Source organism: Streptococcus merionis DSM 19192 (assembly GCF_000380085.1).
Taxonomy (GTDB): Bacteria; Bacillota; Bacilli; order Lactobacillales; family Streptococcaceae; genus Streptococcus; species Streptococcus merionis.
Map to the genome: position 1 here is coordinate 138,318 of NZ_KB904538.1, position 23,168 is coordinate 161,485.

23 protein-coding genes and 1 pseudogene are annotated in these 23,168 nt (G+C 42.5%); 7 read left to right on the forward strand and 17 right to left on the reverse strand.

The window, feature by feature from the left end:
• Window positions 1-87 precede the first annotated feature (87 nt).
• From A3I5_RS0100640 to lepA, 3 genes are all read right to left on the reverse strand, one after another.
• The gene (locus A3I5_RS0100640; RefSeq protein ID WP_018372679.1) at window positions 88-1,299 is read right to left on the reverse strand and encodes a phosphopentomutase; all 1,212 of its coding nucleotides are present in this window, start codon (window positions 1,297-1,299) and stop codon (window positions 88-90) included.
• Window positions 1,300-1,311: 12 nt separating this feature from the next.
• Complete coding sequence (gene rpiA, locus A3I5_RS0100645; protein ID WP_018372680.1) at window positions 1,312-1,986, reverse strand: ribose-5-phosphate isomerase RpiA; 675 nt, start codon at window positions 1,984-1,986, stop codon at window positions 1,312-1,314.
• A 530-nt stretch (window positions 1,987-2,516) separates the two neighbouring features.
• Window positions 2,517-4,340, reverse strand: a complete 1,824-nt coding sequence (gene lepA / locus A3I5_RS0100650) for a translation elongation factor 4 (protein WP_018372681.1) — start codon at window positions 4,338-4,340, stop codon at window positions 2,517-2,519.
• A 149-nt stretch (window positions 4,341-4,489) separates the two neighbouring features.
• Between lepA and A3I5_RS0100655 the strand changes: the two genes are divergently transcribed.
• Genes A3I5_RS0100655 through A3I5_RS0100670 form a run of 4 tightly spaced genes read left to right on the forward strand, consistent with a single transcriptional unit; the run spans window position 4,490 to window position 7,203 of the window.
• Window positions 4,490-4,876, forward strand: coding sequence for a GntR family transcriptional regulator (locus A3I5_RS0100655; protein WP_018372682.1), 387 nt, complete (start codon window positions 4,490-4,492; stop codon window positions 4,874-4,876).
• Complete coding sequence (locus A3I5_RS0100660; protein ID WP_018372683.1) at window positions 4,857-5,558, forward strand: ABC transporter ATP-binding protein; 702 nt, start codon at window positions 4,857-4,859, stop codon at window positions 5,556-5,558. Before A3I5_RS0100655 ends, A3I5_RS0100660 begins: the two co-directional genes overlap by 20 nt.
• 17 nt (window positions 5,559-5,575) lie before the next feature.
• The gene (locus tag A3I5_RS0100665; RefSeq protein WP_018372684.1) at window positions 5,576-6,364 is read left to right on the forward strand and encodes a hypothetical protein; all 789 of its coding nucleotides are present in this window, start codon (window positions 5,576-5,578) and stop codon (window positions 6,362-6,364) included.
• An 11-nt stretch (window positions 6,365-6,375) separates the two neighbouring features.
• Window positions 6,376-7,203: a hypothetical protein gene (locus A3I5_RS0100670; RefSeq protein WP_018372685.1), complete on the forward strand. Its 828-nt coding sequence runs from the start codon at window positions 6,376-6,378 to the stop codon at window positions 7,201-7,203.
• A gap of 481 nt (window positions 7,204-7,684) precedes the next feature.
• Here A3I5_RS0100670 and rplS read toward each other — a convergent pair whose 3' ends face one another.
• From rplS to A3I5_RS0100705, 7 genes and pseudogenes are all read right to left on the reverse strand, one after another.
• On the reverse strand, window positions 7,685-8,032 hold the full coding sequence (rplS, locus tag A3I5_RS0100675; protein WP_018372686.1) for a 50S ribosomal protein L19: 348 nt from the start codon (window positions 8,030-8,032) through the stop codon (window positions 7,685-7,687).
• 150 nt (window positions 8,033-8,182) lie between these two features.
• Complete coding sequence (locus tag A3I5_RS0100680; RefSeq protein ID WP_018372687.1) at window positions 8,183-9,151, reverse strand: siderophore ABC transporter substrate-binding protein; 969 nt, start codon at window positions 9,149-9,151, stop codon at window positions 8,183-8,185.
• Window positions 9,152-9,179: 28 nt separating this feature from the next.
• Window positions 9,180-9,932 carry an iron ABC transporter ATP-binding protein gene (locus A3I5_RS0100685; RefSeq protein WP_018372688.1) on the reverse strand — a complete coding sequence of 251 codons (753 nt, stop codon included), beginning with the start codon at window positions 9,930-9,932 and terminating at the stop codon, window positions 9,180-9,182.
• A pseudogene (locus A3I5_RS11410) lies at window positions 9,929-10,897 on the reverse strand (iron chelate uptake ABC transporter family permease subunit). The gene A3I5_RS0100685 and the pseudogene A3I5_RS11410 overlap by 4 nt, the downstream one beginning before the upstream one ends.
• Entirely contained in the window at window positions 10,890-11,843 is a 954-nt protein-coding gene (locus A3I5_RS0100695; protein ID WP_026216851.1) for an iron ABC transporter permease, read from the reverse strand. The pseudogene A3I5_RS11410 and the gene A3I5_RS0100695 overlap by 8 nt, the downstream one beginning before the upstream one ends.
• Window positions 11,844-12,149: 306 nt before the next feature.
• A complete protein-coding gene (galT, locus tag A3I5_RS0100700; protein ID WP_018372691.1) occupies window positions 12,150-13,625 on the reverse strand; it encodes a UDP-glucose--hexose-1-phosphate uridylyltransferase in 1,476 nt (491 codons plus the stop codon).
• A gap of 13 nt (window positions 13,626-13,638) precedes the next feature.
• Window positions 13,639-14,817: a galactokinase gene (locus A3I5_RS0100705; protein WP_018372692.1), complete on the reverse strand. Its 1,179-nt coding sequence runs from the start codon at window positions 14,815-14,817 to the stop codon at window positions 13,639-13,641.
• Window positions 14,818-14,967: 150 nt separating this feature from the next.
• Here A3I5_RS0100705 and A3I5_RS0100710 point away from each other — a divergent pair, with 150 nt between their 5' ends.
• Window positions 14,968-15,972, forward strand: coding sequence for a LacI family DNA-binding transcriptional regulator (locus tag A3I5_RS0100710; protein ID WP_018372693.1), 1,005 nt, complete (start codon window positions 14,968-14,970; stop codon window positions 15,970-15,972).
• Window positions 15,973-16,373: 401 nt separating this feature from the next.
• Here the strand turns inward: A3I5_RS0100710 and whiA are convergent, their stop codons facing one another.
• The 5 genes from whiA to A3I5_RS0100735 all read right to left on the reverse strand — a co-directional run bounded on the left by whiA (window position 16,374) and on the right by A3I5_RS0100735 (window position 20,473).
• The gene (gene whiA / locus A3I5_RS0100715; protein ID WP_018372694.1) at window positions 16,374-17,285 is read right to left on the reverse strand and encodes a DNA-binding protein WhiA; all 912 of its coding nucleotides are present in this window, start codon (window positions 17,283-17,285) and stop codon (window positions 16,374-16,376) included.
• Entirely contained in the window at window positions 17,282-18,256 is a 975-nt protein-coding gene (locus A3I5_RS0100720; protein ID WP_018372695.1) for a gluconeogenesis factor YvcK family protein, read from the reverse strand. The genes whiA and A3I5_RS0100720 overlap by 4 nt, the downstream gene beginning before the upstream one ends.
• A complete protein-coding gene (gene rapZ, locus A3I5_RS0100725) occupies window positions 18,253-19,143 on the reverse strand; it encodes an RNase adapter RapZ (RefSeq protein ID WP_018372696.1) in 891 nt (296 codons plus the stop codon). The genes A3I5_RS0100720 and rapZ overlap by 4 nt, the downstream gene beginning before the upstream one ends.
• A 169-nt stretch (window positions 19,144-19,312) precedes the next feature.
• Window positions 19,313-20,080: an alpha/beta fold hydrolase gene (locus A3I5_RS0100730; RefSeq protein ID WP_018372697.1), complete on the reverse strand. Its 768-nt coding sequence runs from the start codon at window positions 20,078-20,080 to the stop codon at window positions 19,313-19,315.
• Window positions 20,081-20,095: 15 nt separating this feature from the next.
• Window positions 20,096-20,473, reverse strand: coding sequence for a RidA family protein (locus tag A3I5_RS0100735; RefSeq protein ID WP_018372698.1), 378 nt, complete (start codon window positions 20,471-20,473; stop codon window positions 20,096-20,098).
• 118 nt (window positions 20,474-20,591) lie between these two features.
• On the opposite strand from A3I5_RS0100735, the gene A3I5_RS11415 reads away from it, so the two are divergent.
• Together A3I5_RS11415 and A3I5_RS0100745 are read left to right on the forward strand one after the other, a co-directional pair.
• Window positions 20,592-20,993 (forward strand): OsmC family protein, encoded by a 402-nt coding sequence (locus A3I5_RS11415; RefSeq protein WP_231869677.1) that lies wholly within the window; start codon window positions 20,592-20,594, stop codon window positions 20,991-20,993.
• A 19-nt stretch (window positions 20,994-21,012) separates the two neighbouring features.
• Window positions 21,013-21,654: a GNAT family N-acetyltransferase gene (locus A3I5_RS0100745; RefSeq protein ID WP_018372699.1), complete on the forward strand. Its 642-nt coding sequence runs from the start codon at window positions 21,013-21,015 to the stop codon at window positions 21,652-21,654.
• Window positions 21,655-22,020: 366 nt separating this feature from the next.
• Here the strand turns inward: A3I5_RS0100745 and A3I5_RS0100750 are convergent, their stop codons facing one another.
• Window positions 22,021-22,545 (reverse strand): isoprenylcysteine carboxyl methyltransferase family protein, encoded by a 525-nt coding sequence (locus A3I5_RS0100750; protein ID WP_018372700.1) that lies wholly within the window; start codon window positions 22,543-22,545, stop codon window positions 22,021-22,023.
• A 288-nt stretch (window positions 22,546-22,833) separates the two neighbouring features.
• Window positions 22,834-23,130, reverse strand: coding sequence for a rhodanese-like domain-containing protein (locus tag A3I5_RS0100755; RefSeq protein WP_231869678.1), 297 nt, complete (start codon window positions 23,128-23,130; stop codon window positions 22,834-22,836).
• Window positions 23,131-23,168 lie beyond the last annotated feature (38 nt).

Here is a 23,168-nt window from a genome sequence, read left to right on the forward strand (position 1 = left end):
TCCCTCAGGCAATAGAAAAGCCTGGCCTCTGAAACCTTTTTTCGTTTCCAAACAAGTCTATTATTTCTTAATAATATCAGTTACCCCTCACACCAACTGATCCAAGAAGCTTTCGCCAATCATAGCTGTATCAACACCGAAGTTTTCAGCAACGGTTGCTGAGATGTCTGCGAAGTGTCCAACTGGAAGGACACCGTGACCCTTGAAGGCTGGGCTGTAAGCTAGAAGAGGGATATATTCACGCGTATGGTCGGTACCTGCATAGGTTGGGTCATTTCCGTGGTCGGCAGTAATCAAGAGTAAATCATTCTCACGCATGGCAGCAATAATTTCTGGCAATTGGCTATCAAATTCATGTAGGCAATCGCGATAACCATGGGCATTTCGGCGGTGACCGTAGAGAGCGTCGAAGTCCACCAAGTTAGTGAATGAGAACCCTTTTTCAAATTCAGGCAAGCCCATGGTTTTAATCAAGGTATCCATACCGTGGCTGTTTGATTTATTGTGGCCCATATCATGATTAACGCCAGAACCGTTAAAGATGTCACTGATTTTTCCGACTGAGTAGACATCAATGCCCGCTTGATCTAGTTTGTTCATGACGGTATCTTGGAATGGTGATACAGCATAGTCATGACGGTTGGCTGTTCGAGTGAAGTTGCCTGGTGTACCCACGTAAGGACGAGCAATAATCCGACCGAGCAAAGCTGGTCGTTCCAAGGTAATCGAACGTGCGTATTCACAGATACGATAAAGTTCATCCAGTGGAATAATGTCTTCGTGCGCTGCAATTTGCAAGACTGGGTCAGCTGATGTGTAGATAATCAACTCGCCCGTTTCCATTTGGCGTGGTCCAAAATCATCAATAACAGCTGTACCTGAGTACGGCTTGTTGGCTTCGCGAATGACCTTGCGACCTGAAAATTCTTCAATCTTCGTCAGAATTTCTTCAGGGAAGCCATTCCAGAAAGTATCAAATGGTTCTGTAATGTTCAATCCCATGATTTCCCAGTGGCCAGTCATGGTATCTTTCCCAAGAGAAACCTCTTCTAGCTTGGTCACATAACCTGTTGGGTTGCTCGCAGCAGGTACCGTTTTGAGGGCTTGTGGACGAGGAATATTTCCCAGACCAATTTTAGCCATATTGGGCACATTAAGACCAACTGTCTTGGAAATATGACCTAGCGTATCTGACGCACCATCTGGCACGCCAGCATTGACAAAATTATTGGCATCGGGTGCAGCACCAATACCGACTGAATCTAAAACAACGAGGTGAATACGATCAAACTTTGGCATGATAACTCCAATCTATTTTTTATCTAAAACGGTGACACCGTTAGCACCGCCAACGATGACTTTGTCAACCATATGGTTAAATAAACCATGTTCAACCACACCAACTGTGGTATCTAACTCTTGCGCTAGACGATCTGGATCATCAATCTTTTTCAAATCTAAATCAATGATGAAATTCTGCATGTCCGTCGTAAAACGCTGGCCATCCTTTTCACGAAAAGACGGAGAGTAACCTTTGGCTTCAAAATGACGGAAAAGGCTTTCTGCACCGTACTGAACGACCTCAACAGGAAGTTTAAAAGCTCCTAGATGAGCAACCATCTTGCTCTCGTCAACAATCCAGATATACTGTTTGGTGTAAGTTGCCACAACCTTCTCCATGAGAAGCGCACCACCACCACCCTTGATCCCATTGAAGGCTGGATCAACTTCGTCAGCCCCGTCAACCGTTAGATCAACGCTGGTCACATCATCAATATTTTTGAGCGGAATACCAAGACTAATGGCCTGCTTACTTGTCACGCTTGAGGTTGTCACCGCCGTGATTTGCAAGCCTTCTTCTTTGATACGGCGCCCAATTTCAGCCACAAAATAATAGGCTGTCGAACCCGTTCCCAATCCGACTGTCATACCATCCGTGACATACTTGGCGGCTTCTCTTCCAACCAATTCTTTTAACTGACTCATGTTTTTGACTAACCTTCTTCCTAAATAACATCTTTCTTTCATTATATCAAGTTTCTTATCATTTTGGTAGCGCTAACCGTTAAAAGAATCCCTTGAAAATTTCTTAATACAAATTGGAAAATCCGTAACCCTCGAAAGGAACTCGAACGACTATAGCCTACAAGCTGTACCCTCATTTTCGACAGTTCAAACAGAGTTGTAAAGTCAAAAGCGAATTGATGAGCGATGCTTTTGATTTGCAAAAAGTGTCACTCTAGTTGATTTTCTAACTCCTTTACTCGTTTGTTCATCAAAAAAGCATGTAAAAATAGAGCAGACAGCCATCATGACTAGCTGAGCCTACTCTATTTTATCATCTATTCTTCCTAGCAAGCCGCTCTGCAAGCATGACCACCAACTCCAAACTGACCGAACCGTAGGAAAACGGATAGCTGGCTTGTCTGTTTGGCAAAATGATCTTTGCTGGTGATGGGCAATCGGTGTTGATGTTCAATCAAATTATGACCGACATAACGTTTCGCTAATCAAACCTAGTCCTCGTCCATACTTAGCACGCTGAGAAAGGCCTCTTGAGGAACTTCGACACTTCCGATGGCTTTCATACGTTTTTTACCAGCTTTTTGTTTTTCGAGGAGTTTGCGCTTCCGAGAAACATCTCCCCCATAACATTTAGCCAAGACGTTTTTACGGAGAGCCTTGATGTCAGAGCGCGCCACGATTTTTTGGCCGATTGCCGCTTGGATTGGCACTTCAAATTGCTGACGTGGAATGATTTTCTTGAGCTTGTCCACTATCAATTTTCCACGTTCATAGGCAAATTCTTTGTGGACGATAAAACTGAGAGCATCAACCTTGTCGCCATTCAAGAGAATATCCATTTTCACCAATTTCGACGGACGGTATTCTGAAATTTCATAGTCAAAACTTGCATAACCACGGGTGGAGGATTTCAATTTGTCAAAGAAATCAAAAACAATTTCAGCTAGCGGAATTTGATAAATGACATTGACACGATTGTCATCGATATAATCCATGGTCACAAAATCGCCACGTTTGCGCTGGGCCAATTCCATGACAGCTCCGACGTATTCCTGCGGTACCATGATTTGGGCCTTGACATAGGGCTCTTCGATATTATCGATTTTGGTTGGATCTGGAAATTCAGATGGGTTGGACACTTCAATCATCTCACCATCTGTCATATTGACATGGTAGACTACCGACGGCGCTGTCATGATCAAGTCAATATTAAACTCCCGTTCAATCCGCTCCTGGATGACATCCATATGAAGCAAACCTAAAAATCCACAACGGAAACCAAAGCCAAGTGCCTGAGAAGTTTCTGGCTCGAATTGCAAGCTAGCGTCGTTAAGCTGCAATTTCTCAAGCGCTTCACGCAGGTCATTGTACTTGTTGGAATCAATCGGATAAATCCCTGCAAAGACCATTGGGTTCATCTGCTTGTAGCCCTCAAGCGGAGCATCTGCTGGATTCTCAGCCAAGGTTACAGTATCACCGACACGGGTATCTGCAACGGTCTTAATGGACGCCGCAATGTAGCCAACATCACCTGTCGCAAGATAATCACGACCGACAGCTTTTGGAGTGAAAATCCCGACTTCTGTCACATCAAAGGTCTTGCCATTGCTCATCATCTGAATAGTGTCGCCAGACTTAACCACACCGTCCATGACACGCACTTGCAAAATCACACCGCGGTAAGCATCATAAACGGAATCAAAAATCAGAGCTTTGAGCGGTGCGGTCACATCTCCTGCTGGAGCAGGCACCTTCTCAACGATTTGCTCTAGAATTTCTTCAATTCCAATGCCAGCTTTGGCAGAAGTTGGCACGGCCTCGCTCGCGTCAAGCCCAATCACATCTTCGATTTCTTGGCGCACCCGCTCTGGATCTGCCGCAGGTAGGTCAATCTTATTGATAATAGGTAAGATTTCTAGGTCATTATCGAGGGCAAGATAGACATTGGCAAGGGTCTGGGCTTCGATTCCCTGCGCAGCATCTACGACCAAAATCGCTCCCTCGCAGGCAGCAAGCGAGCGCGATACCTCATAGGTAAAATCGACGTGTCCAGGCGTGTCGATCAAGTGGAAAATATAGGTTTCTCCGTCTTTCGCCTTATAATTCAATTCAATGGCATTTAGCTTAATGGTAATCCCACGCTCGCGCTCCAAATCCATAGAGTCCAAGAGCTGGGCCTGCATTTCACGGCTTGAAACGGTCTCTGTCTTTTCCAAAATGCGGTCTGCCAAGGTTGACTTTCCATGGTCAATGTGGGCAATAATGGAGAAATTTCGAATTTTTTCCTGACGGTGTTTGAGTTCTTCTAAATTCATGCGTCTTCCTTTAACTGTAATCCTAACTATTATATCAAAAATTCTGCCTGCTTCCTAAAGTTTTTTCCATTTTTTATGTATAAATGCTTGCATAATTTGATTTTAAATTGTATTATAAAATTAGAACAAATAAACAGAAAGGAATTGCCATGTCTTGGAAATTTGATAACAATCAGCCCATCTATCTTCAGATATGTAATATCATCAAGCTACAGATCGTGACTGGCCAGCTTAAAATCGGTGAACGTCTCCCATCCGTTCGTGATTTAGCCGAAATTGCTGGAGTAAACCCCAATACCATTCAGCGGGCCTTGTCTGATTTGGAAAACCAGGGATTTGTCTACTCAAAGAGGACATCTGGTCGCTTTGTGACAGATAATCAAGAGCTTATCACTGTCACGCGGCACACCCTAGCCCATCAAGAATTGCAAAACTTTGTCACTAATATGCAGAACCTTGGTTTCAAAAATGACGAAATTGTTCCAGAATTAGAGATTTTTTTAGGAGGAAATTCGAATGACTCAGCCACTCGTTGAGATTAAAAACGTCACTAAACGTTACAGCAACAATCTCGCCTTAGACAATGTCAGCCTAACACTCATGCCAGGTAGTATTATCGGTCTTTTAGGCCCAAATGGCTCAGGAAAAACAACCCTCATCAAGTTGCTTAATGGCCTTTTGCAACCCAATGAAGGAGAAATTCTCATCAAGGGCATGCATCCATCACCAGAAACCAAGAAAATCGTTTCCTACCTACCAGATACTACTTATTTAGATGATAACATGAAGGTGGTTGATGCTCTTGATTTCTTCAAAACATTTTACGATGATTTTGATACCGAAACTGCAATGAATTTGCTCAAGGATCTCAATATTAATTTGGATATTCAGCTCAAAAAATTATCAAAAGGGAATAAGGAAAAGGTCCAATTAATTCTTGTGATGAGCCGACAAGCTAAGCTTTATATCCTAGATGAGCCTATCGGTGGCGTTGACCCCGCGGCTAGAGACTATATCCTGAGAACGATTATTAATAACTACTCACCTGATGCTTCGGTTTTGATCTCAACTCATTTGATTTCTGACATTGAAAGCATTTTAGATCAGGTTATCTTTATCAATCGTGGGCATGTTGTGCGTCAGGGCAATGTCGATGATCTTCGCGTTGAGCACGGTGAGTCTATTGACGAGCTTTTCCGTGACGATTTTAGAGCTTAGTTAGAAGGGAGACAAAGATGTTTGGAAAACTTCTAAAACAGGAATTTAAATCTGTCGGCAAATGGTATCTAAGCCTTTATGCCATGACCATGTCCTTTGCGGTCATTCTTGGCTTTTGGTTAAAACACATGAATCAAGCTAATATTGATGAAAGCAATTCTCTCTGGCCAATGATGTTGACAATGATTATTTTTTTAGGGTTCGGTGCCATCATTGCCGCACTTGCTCTATCAACACTGGTTCTCATCATTCGCCGTTTTAAAAACAATATCTATGGACGCCAAGGATACTTGACCATGACCTTGCCCGCCACAACTCATCAGATACTATTAAGCAAATTAGTTGCAGCTGTGATTTGGTACGTGCTATCCTTTCTCACTGTGATCCTTGCTATCTTCACGATTATTCTAATCACCATTGGATACGCTGAACTCCGAGAAGGCTTTAGACAACTGTTGACAGATCAGACATTTATTGACGTTATGAAGCAAATTTGGGGACAACTTGGAGGTTTGAACATTGTTGCTTACTGCGTGAGCGCTACGATTGGCACTATCAACAATATCATTATGCTCTATTTGGCTATTGCTCTGGGACATCTGGCCGAAAGCCATCGGATACTTCTTTCTTTTGTAGCGTTCTTTGTCCTTGACATGTTCTTAATGGTTGTCATTATGATTGTCCTTAATAATACCGGTATCAGTTCGCATTACTACTGGTTCACTGCTGGTTTCGATCTTGTATTGAGTCTGCTCATGTACTTCTCCACTCATTACCTCATTAAGCATAAACTTAATATTCAGTAAGAGGTATTCCTATGTTTTTCAAATTAGTCAAACACGAACTCAAATCCGTCAGCAAATGGTACCTCACCCTGTACTTAATGTGCTTATTTCTTGCTATTAGCTTAGGTGCTTTCCTTCGTGAACACTATTCTGTAGCAAACTCAAGCTATGGCATGAGCTATCACTTAGGACTAACTTTCCGAGAAAACTTTTCATCAGGCTTTTCAGGGATTTTACTGCTACTAGTCCTCATGAGTTTTGCTATCGTTGTCTCAGCAATAGCAATTTCGACCTTATCGCTGATCATTAAACGCTTTAAGGACAATATATACGGCAAACAAGGCTATCTCACCATGACACTCCCCGTTTCTGTTCACCAATTATTGGTAAGCAAGCTACTGGTAAGCTTAGTTTGGGTAGGACTATCTCTTCTGGCCTTGATTGTCAGTGTCGCAGTCATGGGGATGGTTATAACTACTGAAAATCTTGCGGCCATCTTCCATGGCCTAGCTGAAATTTTTCAAACATGGCTCAGCGATCCCCTTTTTCATCTCTTCCAGTTTATGACAACAACGGTTCAAATCGCATCCTATATTACCCTCATTTTTCTCTCTATTGCTATCGGGCACAGCTTTGAAAATCATCGCATCATCACTTCTTTTCTAGCTTTCTTTGGATTGATGGTCTTGGTCACAGTTCTGCATGAAGTACTCCTGCCAGCCTACACAGACTACTACGCTTACGATAAGCAGGGTAGACTCATCTATGATCTACTGAACACAGCTTTTGACTTTATTCTTATGATTTCTAGCTATTTTGGTAGTCATTACCTCATCAAAAATAAATTGAACCTCGAATAGTCAGACGAATCAAGTAAAAACTCTAAAACATTAAAACAAAACTGCACGAAGTCTTCGTTAGCAAACGTTGATTTTGTGCAGTTTTTTAATAGTCTTTAAGTATGTTGTACTATTTTCTACAGACATTTTCGGGTGGGAGAACGAACTCTTTTTTGATTGATAGAGTTCCTTCCTACTCCCGTCCGAAGATTTGAGTTCAGGCTAAAAGTTTGGTAAGAAAGAAAACCTACCTCGAAATCAGAATCTCGAGTAGGTTCTTATCCTATCTTAACTGAGTTCGAGCTAAAGGTCTGGCAAAAAAGATAGTTCGCTTTGAATTTATGATTTCAAGAACAAAAAAGAGACTCTTCCGAGTCTTCTTTATCCGAAGATTTGAGTTCAGGCTAAAACTCTAGTAAAAAAGATAAAATCTCCTAGGAGCACGGCTCCTTCGTCGCTTTTCCTATTTTTACTGGAGTTTTTTAACGCCTTCACATCATGATTAACGACGGATTTCTTTGATACGCGCTGCTTTACCTTGCAATGCACGCAAGTAGTAAAGCTTCGCACGACGTACTTTACCGTAACGAACAACTTCAATCTTATCTACACGTGGTGTGTGGATTGGGAAAGTACGCTCAACACCGATACCACTTGAGATTTTGCGAACAGTGTACATTTCTGAAATTCCTTGGCCTTTGCGGGAAATAACCACACCTTCAAAGACCTGAATACGTTCACGTGAACCTTCGACAACTTTCGCATGAACGCGAACAGTGTCACCAGGACGGAACTCAGGGATATCAGTACGAAGTTGACCTTCAGTCAAGCTTTGGATTAATGGATTCATTTTTTTCTCCTATCTTTGTCAATCATAGGTGCTTTTAAACCCAGCGGATAAACTGTATTTTTGTGCGTCCATTACACACGAATACTATCATACCATACTTATACCAAAATGACAACTCCTAAACCTGCTATTTTCCTGATTTTCTCACACTTATTTCGCATAGTCTTTAACATCATCAATCATCAATTGTGTCGATTCAAGACCACCACCGCTGAGGTACCAGAGATCAGAGGTCAAATTCACAATACCGTTGTTTTGACCAGCGTTTGTGCCTTTTACCAATTCATTTTCTAAAAGGGACTTGTCACGTGAAGTATCGCCACCGATAGCCAGTGTACGATTAAGGACAAAGATCAGGTCAGGATTGATTTCACGAACCCCTTCAAAACTGATGTCTTGTCCGTGACGTGACTCTTCTATCTTAGCGTCTGTCGGATGGAAACCAAGTGTGCTGTATAGGAAAGCAAAGCGTGATTTTGGACCATTGATGGCCATATTCCCTTCATTAAGAATCATAGCAAGCGCTTTTTTATCTGATTTTTTATTGGCAGCTGCAATATCAGCAATTTGGCTGTCAAGGGTTGCTAATTGCTTCTTCGCATCTACAACTGCATCTTCTCCGTAAATGCTTGCTAGCGTCGTAATATTTGATTTCACAGAATTCCAATAATCCGCATGGTCTGTCTCAAAAAGGATGGTAGGCGCGATTTTCTGGAATTGCTCGATGTAATCTGCTGTACGCCCTGATGCAATAATCAAGTCGGGTTGCAGCGCATCAATAGCCTCCAAATCAGGCTCCTTCATACTCCCAACGCTTTTGCGATCTGAAAGTCCAGAAAGATAGTCCGGCAAATTTTTAGTTGGTAACCCAACAATGCTATCTTCAAATCCAAGGGCACGAATGGTATCAGCTACACCGAGGTCAAACGTCACCACTTTTTTAGGATTGACAGGTACTGTCACACCTTTGATAGACACTTCTGCTGCTTGCGAAGCCTTTGACGTTGAAGAAGAGCTATCGCTTGATGTATTAGAGGATTGACTTGAGCAGGCAATCAACAAAAAGGTGGCAACAAAGGCAAGCAAAGCTAGGCCTGAGCGTTTAAGAACTGTTTTCATAAAAAACTCCTTTTTAAAAATTTAATGACTAATGATAAATACAAATAGGATTTCCAGCCACATCAATAAGCGTGACTGACATGTCATAGAGCGCATCCAGGATCTCCTTGGTCATCACATCTTTCACTTTCCCACTATGAAAGACTTTGCCCTCTTTAAAGGCGACCATATTGTCAACAAACTGGCTGGCAATATTGATGTCATGAATGACAATGATAACTGTCTTGCCCAACTCATCTACAAGATTACGCAAGATTTTCATCATGGCAATGCTCTGCTTGATATCCAAATTATTAAGCGGCTCATCTAAAAGAATAAGATCGGTGTCCTGCACTAGCACCATCGCAATGTAGACACGCTGAAGCTGGCCACCTGACAAGGTGTCAATGTAGCGCTCTCGGAAACTCTCCAGCTCCATGTAAGCAATGGCTTCATCAATTTTGACCTGATCATCTGGCGTCAAGCGATTGCCACTATAGGGAAAGCGGCCAAAGGCGACTAACTCAGCCACAGTCAACTTGACCTGATATTGCTGGGTTTGCTTGAGCAAGGAAAGTTCCTTGGCAAGCTCGCGATTGTCCCATGCCTCAATTTCCTGACCTTTGATGTAGAGACACCCCTCATCCTTTGGCAACAGGCGACTCATAATGCTGATCAGAGTTGACTTTCCTGCACCGTTTGGCCCAATAAAAGCTGTAAAAGCCCCTCGTTCAATCTCAAGATCAATACCCTGCAGATTAAAGTTATCCGCGTATTTTTTATGAATGTGTTCAAGTTTCATGCCTTTTTACGCTCCCGATAGATGAGGTAGAAAAAGAGACTGCCACCAATCAGCTCAATGATCATGCTGATATTGAGATTATAACCTAGCAGGCGCTCAATGATAAATTACCCACTAACTAGGATAAGCAAGCCCATCAAACTCCCCACTGTAAATAATTCCCGATGACGATAAGTCTTGGTCAGCTCATAGGTCAAGTTGGAGACAAGAAATCCCAGATAGGCTAAAGGTCCAATGAGAGCCGTAATAGCCGATACGGTAAGCACGATTAGCCAAAGAATATGCCTTTTTTCACGCTCAACCTGAACACCAAGAACCGTCGCGGTATCTCGCCCTAGATGCAAAACATCTAAAATGGCAGTTTTACGCCAATAAAAGATAACCAGCCCGACACTAAACATCAAAAGCAATCCTAGAATTTCCAGATTCATGCGTTGAAAACTTGGAAAGAGCCTAGCCTGCAGCTGGTCATACTCATTCGGGTCCATGCTCACCTGAATAAAGGTCGAAAGACTTCGAAACAAAGTCCCCAAAGCCATACAAATCAGCAAAATCAACATTAAGCCCTGCTTGAGCAAGATCTGAATCATCGGCTGTAAGACCATGAAAAATAAGGCTTGGATTCCTATCAAGACTAAACATTCTACGACAGGATCAAAAGCTAGGTCTCCAACTAATTTCCAAGAAAACCAGTAGAATATCGTCTGAATTAAAACGTAAAGATTCTCAAGTCCCAGTATGTTCGGTGTTAAAAAGCGACTGCCCGATAGAGTTTGAAAACTAATCGATGACAAGCTAGTACCAATAGCAACTAAAAGATAGGCTAATAATTTCTGAGAGCGTGCTTTTAGGGCATAGGCAGTCAGTGGACGACCAATCGGCCAAAAATAGAGAATTATTGCTACTATGGATAGAAAACTGAGCCCAAGTATTATCTGTTGAATGGACGTTTTTCGTTTACGCATGCACACGCCCTTTCCATAGCAAGTAGATAAAACTAGCGCTACCCAAAATACCAAGAATTAAACTCACCGAAACTTCGTAAGGCCTGATAACCAGACGGGCTATCATATCGCAAGCTAAAACCAATACAGCTCCAACTGTAGCAACTTTCCCGATGTTTCGCGATAAGTGATCTCCAGAGTACAGACGCACCACATTTGGAACAATGACCCCAATAAATGGGAGAGCACCTACAGTAATAACAGTGACACTGGTCGTCAGTGAAATCAGGATGAGTGCTAGCTTTTCAATAGCTTGGTAATCAAGCCCCAAGGTTTGACTGGTATCACGCCCTAGAGACAGCAGAGTAAAACTTGATGACAATCTCCAAGCTACCAGCAAAATAAGCAGGTTGAGAAGGAGCCACTCATACTGATGTGTCTGTATCATGGCAAAAGACCCTTGTAACCACGACGATAGTGATTGAACAAGATTGAAGCGATAAGCTAGGATTTGAGCCAATGAACCAATAATACCACTGTAAACAATTCCTATCAAAGGCAAGTACCAGTTCTCAGTCACCTTCAAACTCCTAAAGACTCTCAAAAAAAGCACTGTGAAGATCATTGATGTCACAAAAGCACTGATCATTTTTTGAAATAAGCTGGGATTGGGAAATAGAAAGAGACTGAGCAGGAGGCCAAGTTGGGCAGCTTCTACCGTCCCAACCGTGGACGGTGCTGCAAAATGATTCTGGGTCATGGTCTGCATGAGCAAGCCAGCCACAGCCATACTTGAACCTGCTAATAGAATACTGATAGTCCTTGGAAAGCGTGACGCCATAAAAACTAACTGCGCTGACTCATCTCCCTGAAAAAAGGCGCTCCAAGAAAAATCACTTGCACCAATCGAAAGGGATATCAAAATCAAGCCGATCAAGCCTAGCCATATCAGATTATTAATTTTTATAAACCATCAACCCCTTTACTAAAATGTGTCTCTCTAAACGAGGACTTACTCATGAGAATCATCAACTCGTCTTTCCGAACAGGTCTATTATAGCAAAGATTAATCTGTATCTCAAGTTTTTTATTAAAATTATCTGATAATTTTAATAAAAACTAATCTGACCTCAATTAATGAAGTCAGATTGTCTGTTTAGGGAACTTTATACAGTTTTACCAGTCATAAACTAGAATCTTTTATGATTCGTCATGAATCATTTCTCACCATACTGTATGCAGCAGGCTTAGATATATAGCTTCCTTTGTTTTCCTAGACTAGCCCTACTGCCTCAGCAAACCGAATAAAGCCTGCCTGTCCTTCTTCTGTTCGTTTATAGACACCCGCATCTTCCAAAACACGACTAAAGACGAGACCGATCTCTAGATTGATAATATCGGTAATATTAGCTTCTGTCAATTCCTGATAGTTAGCTTTGATTTGATCAGCCCAATCTTGGTGATAAGCAGCAACCTTATCACTCTTTCCGAGCAGATAGTCTGCTACCACTTCCATTTCTGTCTTGAGACGCGGTGGCAAAATCGCTAGTCCCATAACCTCAATCAGGCCAATATTTTCCTTTTTAATGTGCTGCACATCTGGGTGCGGATGGTAAATGCCATCTGGAAATTCGTCAGAAGTTTGGTTATCACGAAGGACTAAATCCAGCTCAAAGATCCCTTCTACCCTGCGAGCAATCGGTGTGATGGTATGGTGCGGTGTCCCATCTGTTTCCGCCTTAATTTGCAAGTCTAAATCTGAATAACTCCGCCATGTGGTCAAGATTTTCTCAGCAAGTTGAATCAGATTATGCTTGTTTTTAGAACGCAAGCGAATGACAGACATGGGCCACTTAACAATCCCAGCTTCAACAGTCTCAAATCCCTCAAATCTCAAAGCTGTCTCAATCGGTGCCTTTTCCATGGCAAAAGTATGGCGACCACCTTGGTAATGGTCATGTGTTAGGATAGAACCACCAACAATCGGTAAATCAGCATTTGACCCAGCAAAATAACCTGGAAATTGCTCAACGATGTCCAACAAACGCCCGAAGGTCTCAGGTGTGATGCTCATGGGAACATGCTGACCATGTAGAAAGATACAGTGCTCATTAAAATAAGCATAGGGCGAGTACTGAAAGCCCCAAGTTGTACCCTGCAAGTCGAATTGAATGATACGATGATTTGTTCTGGCAGGATAACCAATACGCCCTAGATAACCTTCGTTTTCAGGACAAAGCATACATTTTGGATAACTGGAAGCAGGCATCGCCTTTGCAGCCGCAATCGCCTTGGGGTCTTTTTCTGGCTTGGACAGGTTGATGGTAATTTCTAGATTACCGTAGTCCGTTACAGTTTCAAAGCCGATGTTTTGAGCGATAGCCCTTGTCTTGATATAATCATTCGCCTTGCTGAGTTGGTAAAAATCAGCAATAGCCCGTTCAGGAGAATCCTTATAGGTCTTCCAGAAGACCTGATTGACCTGACTAGGAGGAGGCGTCATCAAATCCATGAGCTGAGCTCCTAAAATATCCTGATCATCTGCTAAATCTGAAATTTTTCCATTAGCAATCGCTAGAGATACTAGCTCATCTTTCATATCAATGATTTGCGTCAAATCTAGCTTGGCAGTTGCTTGTGTCTCACCAACTAGCGCGAAGACGCGATTGACCAGATAATGATAATCCTGTTCTTCATAAGCACCTTCTTCAATCACTTTTTGGACAAATTGTTGGACTAAGTTTACCATTTACTCCCCTTCCTTAATCCTTGCGGGATAAGACCTTGGCACCATCTGCGATTTCGGCTACATAGAATTCAGCATCATAACCAACTACGTCACGATAATGTTGGCCGACATTGGTGATGAAGTCCTCAACCTTGTCCTTATTGACGATAGCGATAGCGCAGCCACCAAAACCAGCACCTGTCATACGAGCACCGACAACACCATCTTGTTCCCAAGCTGTATGAACAAGCGTATCCAACTCTAGGCCTGTGACTTCGTAATCATGCTCCAAAGAGACATGGGAAGCGTTCATAAGGCGACCAAACTCTGGAATGTTTTCAGCCTGAAGGGCTTCGTAAGCCTGCATGGTACGCCCATTTTCCAAAACGGCATGGCGAGCACGCTTGATGCGGTTAGCATCCTTAATCAAGTAGGTATATTGATCAAAGGATTGGCTGTCCAGTTCTCCGAGGGTTTCGATCGCCACCCCTCCTACCTGCAATTCTCGCACAGCCTCTTCACATTCTGCCCTGCGCTCATTGTACTTAGAATCAACTAATTCCCGGCGTTTCTTGGTATTCATGATAACGACCACATTGTCACCTAAATCAAGCGGAGCTAATTCGTAGTCAAGTGTATTAGTATCTAGCAATATCGCTTGATTTTCTGCTCCCATACCGACCGCAAACTGATCCATAATGCCTGAATTGACCCCGATAAAGTCATTTTCAGTCTGCTTGCCAATTTTGACCAAATCAAGGCGTTCTAGGATAAGTCCATAAAGCTCTTCAGCAACAATCCCCGTTAACAATTCCAGTGACGCTGAAGACGATAGACCAGATCCATTAGGAATATTACCATAAACATAAAGATCCATCCCAGTGTCAATCGTATAACCCGCTTCCTTCAAAAACTTAAGAACTCCTTTAGGATAATTAGCCCAGTCATGAGCAGGATCGTTGACTAATTCATCCAAATTCGCCTCGATGATACCCTTGTCTTCAAAGTTAGCTGAGTAAAAACGCAAAAGTTGGTCGTCACGCTTACGAGCGGCACCGAATGTTCCCAAGGTAATCGCACATGGGAAAACATAACCACCATTATAATCAGTGTGTTCTCCGATCAGATTAATTCGACCAGGTGAAAAGAAGGTTGCATCTGCTTCTTGATTAAAAATATCTAAAAAAGCTTGTTGTAATTCTGCTGTGTTCATGAGTTTTCTCCTTTGAAACCGTTTTTTCTAGTCTTAGTATAACACATTTAGTAAATAAATCAATTGTTTTACTAAATTTTATGTTTTATTTACCTAATAAGCCATTTAATGGTATAATGAAACAAATACTTATAGGAACTAGAGGGACATATGGCTACAATCAAGGACATTGCTAAAAAAGCTGGTGTATCAAGCGCTACGGTATCTCGGGTACTCAATTACGATCCAAAACTCTCTGTCAGCGATGAAACTCGTAAAAAGATTTTTGACACTGCAGACGAGCTCAATTATACTAAACACATTCAGAAAAATAGCTTTAGGCAAAATCAGCCCAAAATCGCTGTCGTACAATGGTATAGCCAGCATGAAGAACTCGATGATCTTTACTACTACTCCATTCGGACAGGTCTTGAAAAAGAAGCGCAAGAAAAAGGCTATGAGATTATCAGGATTTTTAATCAGGAAGAGCTGACACCTGCTGAGCAAGCTGACGGACTGATTGCCATTGGTAAATTCAGCCGTGATCAGATCGCTGAGCTAGCTAGTTTTGGAAAACCTCTCGTCTTTGTGGATAGCAACACTCTACCACATGGTTTTTCATGTGTGACCACTGATTTTACCTTTGGAGTAACAGCTGCTCTTGATCACTTCTGGCAAAATGAGCAATGGCAGATTGGCATGCTGACAGGTCAAGAAAAAACGAGCGATAACAAAGAAACGATTGCTGATCAGCGTTTGATCATTTTCCAGCAATACTTGGAAAAACGGCAAGCTTTCAATCCTAAGTGGCTCAAAGTAGGCGAATTTTCAGCAGACAGTGGCTATCAGATGATGACCCAGCTCATCAATCAATTTGAAGACAACTTACCGCAGGCTTTCTTTATTGCCAATGATAGCTTAGCTATCGGTGCTCTCAAGGCTCTGCAAGAAGCGCAAATCGCTGTACCTGAACGCGTTAGCCTCATTTCGTTTAATGACACGACTGTGACTAGCTATGTTTACCCAACACTGTCCAGTGTAACTGTTTTTACTAAGGAGATGGGCGCTACCGCATTTCACTTGTTGCACAGCCAACTCACTCATGATGTCACCCCACCTATTCAGCAGATTACTCTCGCAACCAAGCTCACTCTAAGAGCTTCAAGTCTAGGATAACTTTTTCAAAAAAGCTGAACTCAAATGAACACTGGAAAAGTCAACCTTCCAAAAATAATAGACTGGTTCGGAAACTCATTGAGAAGCCATTCCTTTGTCGTTCTCAATTTTCAAATGGTTACAACTCACTTAGGTGATAAAGAAGTCTGACTTTCTGAAATATTTTGGGGTTTTTCGAATATTGTTTTAAAACGAGAATTAGCTATAAAAAGACGAATGATCGGCAATCTCTGTGTTTTAGAGAGTTGTCATCATTCGTTTTTGGTTTGTTAACTTTTATAGTTGATTGAAACAAAAGCGATCTCAAAATCAGAGTATTACCTAGTATGTTTTTCTGAGAACCACAGTTGTAGCGTTCTTGATTCGATCGACTATACTTTTCCCAGCTTCATCCAGTCAAATTATAAGTCATCGGCCATCTTATTTAGTTTACGCAGACGATGATTGACACCGCTTTTGGTGATGGGCGTTGTGAGACTATCTGCCAGTTGCTGGATAGAATAGTCTGGGTGCGCCAAACGCAGAACTGCGACCTCTTGCAGATCAGCAGGCAAGTTATCCAGTCCAATGACACCGTCTAGCTTGACCAGATTATTGATCGTGCGAACGCTAGCAGATACAGTTCTGGCAATATTGGCCATCTCGACATTATTGGCACGATTAAGGTCGTTTCGTGTTTCGCGAAGCATTTTGACCTCTTCAAAACCATCACGCGCCCCCATAGCTCCAATCACGATAAAAAAATCCATAATATCCTCGGCCCGTTGCAGATAGGTAATGGTCCCCTTTTTACGCTCAATAACCTTAGCATCTAGCAAGAAGCCCTGCATAAGCTGGGCTAAGTCCTGAGCATGATCGCTGTAAATAGAGGCAATTTCCAGCTGATACTTGCCTTTCTCAGGATCTTTAACCGTTCCGCTGGCTAGAAATGCTCCTCGGAGGTAAGCCCGACTCGCTTCTTCCTGAGAGAGAATCTCAGGATTGATTCCTGTTTCCAGACCAAAAAAGCTATCCGCCAGATGAAGGTCATTCAGAATCACTTCGACATCTCTCTCTAAAAAAACCTGATAAACACGATTTTTCTTGAGATTAGTCTTCTGGTGATAGCGGATATCAGCTTTAACAGCATAGTTGGTCAATACCAGCTCATATACATGGCGAGCTACCTTGGCATTTTCTGTGGACAGGGATAGGGTCAATCCCTGATGGCCTATGCCTAAATTCCCAGATAGCTTAATCATAGCAGATAACTCCGCCTTGTCGTGGGTAGATAAAGCAATCAGCTCTTCTTTAACATTGACCGTAAAACTCATGGCTTCACCCGTATGATATTCATCAGTTCAGCCACGACCAAATCCCCATCGTGGAACGCTCCGCCATTTTTTAGTTCGACAAAATGCGAAGAAATCACGCGTGGAGTCTGGGCCTGTAAACCTCGAAAATCATGCGACACCTGCACCAAATACTCATCAAATTTGTGGAGATCCATATAATCCTGAGGGACCTCATCAATATTGACCAAAACAGTATCAATAAAAGGCTCGCCCAGATGACGATTCAAGACAGCGACATGATCGGCATCCGTAAAATGCTCGGTCTCGCCGCGCTGGGTCATGATGTTGCAGACATAGACGACTTCTGCTGAGGTTTCAAGCAAGGCTTGAGCAATTTCTGGAATGACAAGGTTGGGCAAAATCGATGTGAAAAGCGAGCCCGGTCCAAGGACAATCATATCTGCCTCCATGATAGCTGATACAACCTTGCGACTAGCTGTTGGCGCTTCATCATTATAGGTGTTTGTCACATAAACGCGGTCAATCAAGCCTTCGTGCTTGGCCAATTGGCTTTCACCCACAACTTCAGTCCCATCTTGAAAGACAGCGTGCAGGGTAAGAGCGTTGTCGCTTGAAGGATAAATTTTGCCAGTCACATGGAAAAATTTGGTCAATAGCTGCATGGCATTGTAGAGAGAACCTTTCATCTCAGAAATACCTGCAATGATAAGATTTCCTAGCGGATGTCCGGCCCAAGCCCCATCGTCCTCGTGGAAGCGATATTGAAAAATCTCCTCATAGATCTTGGGCATATCTGACATGGCAACCAAGACATTGCGCAGATCACCTGGAGGTGCCATCTTCATGGTTTCACGTAGCTTGCCAGACGATCCTCCATCATCTGCGACCGTTACAATCGCTGTGATATTGACCGGATACTTACGTAGGCTATTGAGAATGACGGGAATGCCTGTTCCTCCACCAATAACCACTATTCTTGGTTTTCTCATGAACGGTTCACCGTCTCTTTCCGTCGATCTTTATCACGATGGCTTAAATTCACCGACCAATCACGTGTCAAATCCTCTGCTAAACGTTTGGCAAAAGCAACAGAACGATGCTGACCACCAGTACAGCCAATAGCAATGGTCAAAACAGACTTGCCTTCCTTTTGGTAGCCTGGCAAGATTGGTTTGATTAGTCCTGACAAATGCGCGTAAAATTCTTCAGATGCGCCATGCCCCATGACATAATCGTAAACGGGTTGATCAAGGCCTGTCTGCGGTCGCAATTCTGGCACATAGTGAGGATTTGGTAAAAAACGCACATCAAAAACAAGATCGGCATCTAATGGTAAACCATACTTAAAGCCAAAGCTGACCACCTCAATCCGAAAGGCAGCCTGCACCCTCTCATCTGAAAAGGAATCAATGATAGCCTGTCGAAGCTTACGCGGAGTGAGCTCTGTGGTGTCAATCACATGCTGACTGGTGCTCTTGAGAGGAGCTAGAAGCTCTCTCTCCTTAATAATGCCATCTAAAACACGACCATCTGTCGCCATGGGATGGCTACGACGTGTTTCCTTGTAACGGGCCACCAATTCATTATCTGTCGCATCTAGAAAAAGGACCTTAACATCAACAGATTGATCGCTATCTAGTTGGTCAATGATGGAGTCACCGTCCGCAAAAAAGGAGCGACTGCGCATATCAACCACAACAGCTACCTTATCATTGTCCTGACTGGCTTTAAGCAGCTCAATGAACTTAGGTAGAAGCGTTGGCGGCATATTATCAATGGTAAAATAGCCCATATCCTCAAAAGACTGTATGGCTACGGTTTTCCCCGCACCACTCATCCCTGTGATGACCACGAGCTGTAACGGTTTATCTGCCATCTTTTAGTCCTCTCTTTCTTAAACTATTCTTTAAAATCTCATTTCACAGCAAAAGACTACTCTCTTAATGCCTATTTTTCGCTCCATCAGTCGTTTCTCTCAAAAGACGGTCATGATGTTTGAAAACTATATCTCACAATGCAAGCATTTTACTGGTGAATGTAGAAACTTAAATAAATTCTTTCTGGTAAAGCCAATCCCTAATAACAGCTAAAGTCTGATTTTGAAATTTCCCTGATTCATACATGTGATCCGCACCTGTGATGGAGACAAGTAGCGAACCTGGGTAATTTTTAGCTGTTTTTCTAGCGATAGGTGACACTGTCATCTTGTCCTCGCTCCCTGTGATCACCAAGACGGGACCTGCGATTTTAGAAAAATCGACATAGCCTGCTCTGCTTTTGTCTGCAAAAGGAAAGGCTAGCTGGGTGTAAACCTTGCCCGACTCAGGAACTAGGTCTTTGAAAATCTCCTCCTTAAGCGCCGAGTCTTGAACGTTCATACAGTATTTGAAAAATTCCTCTTTATAAGGTGGCATCGGCTTTTGCCAGAAACCCCAGCGCAAAAAATGCCGGATAAAACTGCGAATCATGCTCGGATAAAGAGCAAAGATATCTGCCGTTGGAGCTGGTCCCATAAGAATCATCCCTTTAACTTCTGTCCGCTCTGCCACCATCTGCGCCAAGAGACAGCCCAGTGAATGCCCCAAAAGTAAGGGTTTCTCAGGTAAACTTTCAACTAAAGCTACCAAGTCATCTGCATAGTCCGTCAAGCTAACCTCTCCGACCTTGGCTGCCACTTCCTCATAAGGCAAGTCGTGGTAACGCAGGCTTGGCGCGTGTACCGTTAAACCCATAGCAGCCAACTTGGTCGCAAAATCACCCCAGACCTTACCGTGACACCAAGTTCCGTGAATAAGCACAATATGTTTAGTCATCAACTTTACCCCAATTTAGACAATCTCAGCAATGACTTCAATCTCAACCTTAACATCGCGTGGCAAACGCGCCACCTCAACGGCTGAACGAGCAGGAAAATCAACTTTAAAGGCTGTTGCATAGACATCATTGAAAGTGGCAAAATCATTCATATCTTTAAGGAAGCAAGTTGTTTTGACCACATGATCAAAATCTGTTCCAGCAGCTTCCAAAATCGCAGCAATATTCTTCAAGACTTGTTCCGTCTGCTCCTCAATAGTTTCACCTACAACTTCCCCTGTCTCAGGACAAAGCGGCACTTGACCGCTCATAAACAAGAGATTTCCCACCACTTTTCCTTGGACATAAGGGCCGATTGCGCTTGGTGCTTTATCTGTGCTAATGGTTGTCATAAAAACTCCTTTTCAATCACTGTTTGTTCATATTATAGCACATTTGACAGCTTTAAGTTTCACTAACACTGCCCTTTCTGATAAAATAAGGTGAACACAACATTTTAAGGAAAGAAATATGCTCTATTCTGTAACAGCTCATAATACTCAAGGGATTGACGGCACCGTCCAGCTCTCTAATGGCAAGCAGGTCACCACCAGCCATCCCCTCAACAACCAGTCAGGCTTTAATCCCGAAGAGATGATTGCTCTTGCTTGGTCCACTTGTTTCAAAGCGACACTTGATACCATTTTGAAAGAGAAGGGCTTGAATCATTTGTCCTACATTGATGTCACAGTTGACCTTCACAAAGAGCCGGAAATACCAGGCTATTATTTCGCTGTTAAGGGGGCAGGCTGCTATCGACAATATGTCGCTAGACGCAGCCAATGCCCTAGTCCAAGAAGCTCATGCCCGCTGCCCCGTTTCCAAGCTCATCGGTGCCGCTCACTCAGTCAGTCTAAAAACGGTGCCCTATAAACTAAGTTAAGGAGAGTCCATGTCCATACAATTTCTCAAAGACTATTTTACACCTGAAACCAGAGATTTATATAGCCAGATGATTCCTGCCTACCAGCAGGGTTACGCCGACTATGTCTTTCAAACCGACAAGCCAGATGTTCAGCAACGGCGTCTGAAAAATTTGGAAAAATCCTTTCAAAAATTACTAAGAGAACCGTCTTTTTACATTCTTCCTCTAGGACAAACAGAGGCCGAAGAAATCGCCAACGACTGGCTTTACGAGCCTCCTTACGATTTTTACAATCTAACCAATGACCCAGAGGATTATGAGGAACTGCTCAATCCCTCAAAACGTGAGGGGCACTATTTTCAAGTTCTGCGTAACGGAGCCTTTCTAGGATTTTGCGGCTTCTTTCCACAAGGACATACCATCGAACTTGGTCTAGGCATGAATCCCAATTATACCGGTCAAGGGCTGGGTGAGAGTTTCTACTGCGCGATTGAAACCTATATCCGTGAGCATTACGAATGTCAAACCATCACACTTAGCGTTGCCTGTTTTAACAAACGTGCTCAAACTCTCTACCAAAACCAAGGGTTCATCTTTGGAGAGAACTACCAACAAAAAACCAACGGTGGTGTTTATGAGTTTGTAAAGATGAAAAAGACCTTAAAATAACATTACTTTAGCTCAATAACATGGCGTTAAAAGCCATAGTTCATCGTTCCAAACTGTCATTCTAGACTACGTTTCCCTACTCATTCAGACAGAAAAGAGAGTAAGACTTCGTCAAATTGATTTTGCTCTACTCCTAAAACACCTGCTTCAATTATAAAAAAACAATCTTCTGAATCAACTTGTGACTACAGATCCCTTGATCTTGCCAAACAGCAAAAAACGCATGAAACCAGTATTAATAAGGATTTCATGCGTTTTCTTTTGTTAAGTCAGATCAATTTTGAATTGTTGCCAGCCTCTAACAATAGTTTTATCAAAATCGGAAGACAATGATGAATTGATAGGTCTGATTTCTCAAATGTTCTCCTAAGATTTTATCCCATTTGGAATAATAATGTCTCTGATCAGGCGTTCTTCTTCTTTGATACGGCGGTACAACACTACGAGATAGAAAGGACAAAGTGCTAAAAAGGTCCATTTAGCATGACAAAGCAAGGCTAGGCCAAGCAGCTCTGGAATGACATTCAGATAATAATTCGGGTGCTTGATCGTCCGAAATAGCCAATGGTCCACAAACTTGTGATCTTTTAAAATCATGAGCTTGACTGTCCAAATATCTCCCAGCAGGTGGATGACCGTACATAGTGCGACCATAGAAGCCACTAAGAGCGCTAAACCAAACATACTCAAGAAATCCATTGATGTCTGATGAACAAGAGCTTCACTAAAACACCCCAAATAAAATAGAATGTGCAAAATAGTAATATACTTCGTATTCTGCGCACCGTATTCTCGTCCGCCATTTTGCAATATCCTTTTTTCATTCCGAATGGACCGCTTTAAGAAAAATAAGCGCAAACCAAAAACAAGTAGAACAATAGCAATAATCATCATAAACTCCTTCGTTACCTCTTCGGGAATCCCCACTTCTTTATCTTACCAAACACGTGTAACAAAATCGTACTATCCATCTACTTTTTATCTGTTTTTTTGATCACTCAACTAAATTTAAGGTCTTTCCAGCAAAACAACAGTAGGATTTTGTGAAGAAAACCTTGAAAGAACTGATTTTTAGCGACTCTTCCCAGTTGGATGTCTACTCTGAGTTTCATCGGAAATAGAAAAAACGAATGGATCGTCTTAAATCAAAAGAGGATATCATTCGTTTCTATTTTGCGACTATGACAAATTATGAGACTGCTCAAGCTTGCCATTCCACTTAATGGTACCGCCGTCAATGTTTGTGACGTCAAATCCCTTTGAGCTAAGAAATGCTGTGGCTTGGACTGATTTTATCCCTCGTTGGCAAATGATATGATAGGCGTTTTCACGACTAAGCTCTTCAAGGCGCTTGTCCAATTCATCCAAGGGAATATTAACAGCTCCCGGTAAGTGTCCCTGAGCATAGAGATCTGCGCCACGCACATCAATAATGGTGGTTTCAAGATTGTCAAACTGCTCTTGAAAATCTCTCATAGAAATAGATTTCATGGTTAGCATGCTTTCCTTTCATT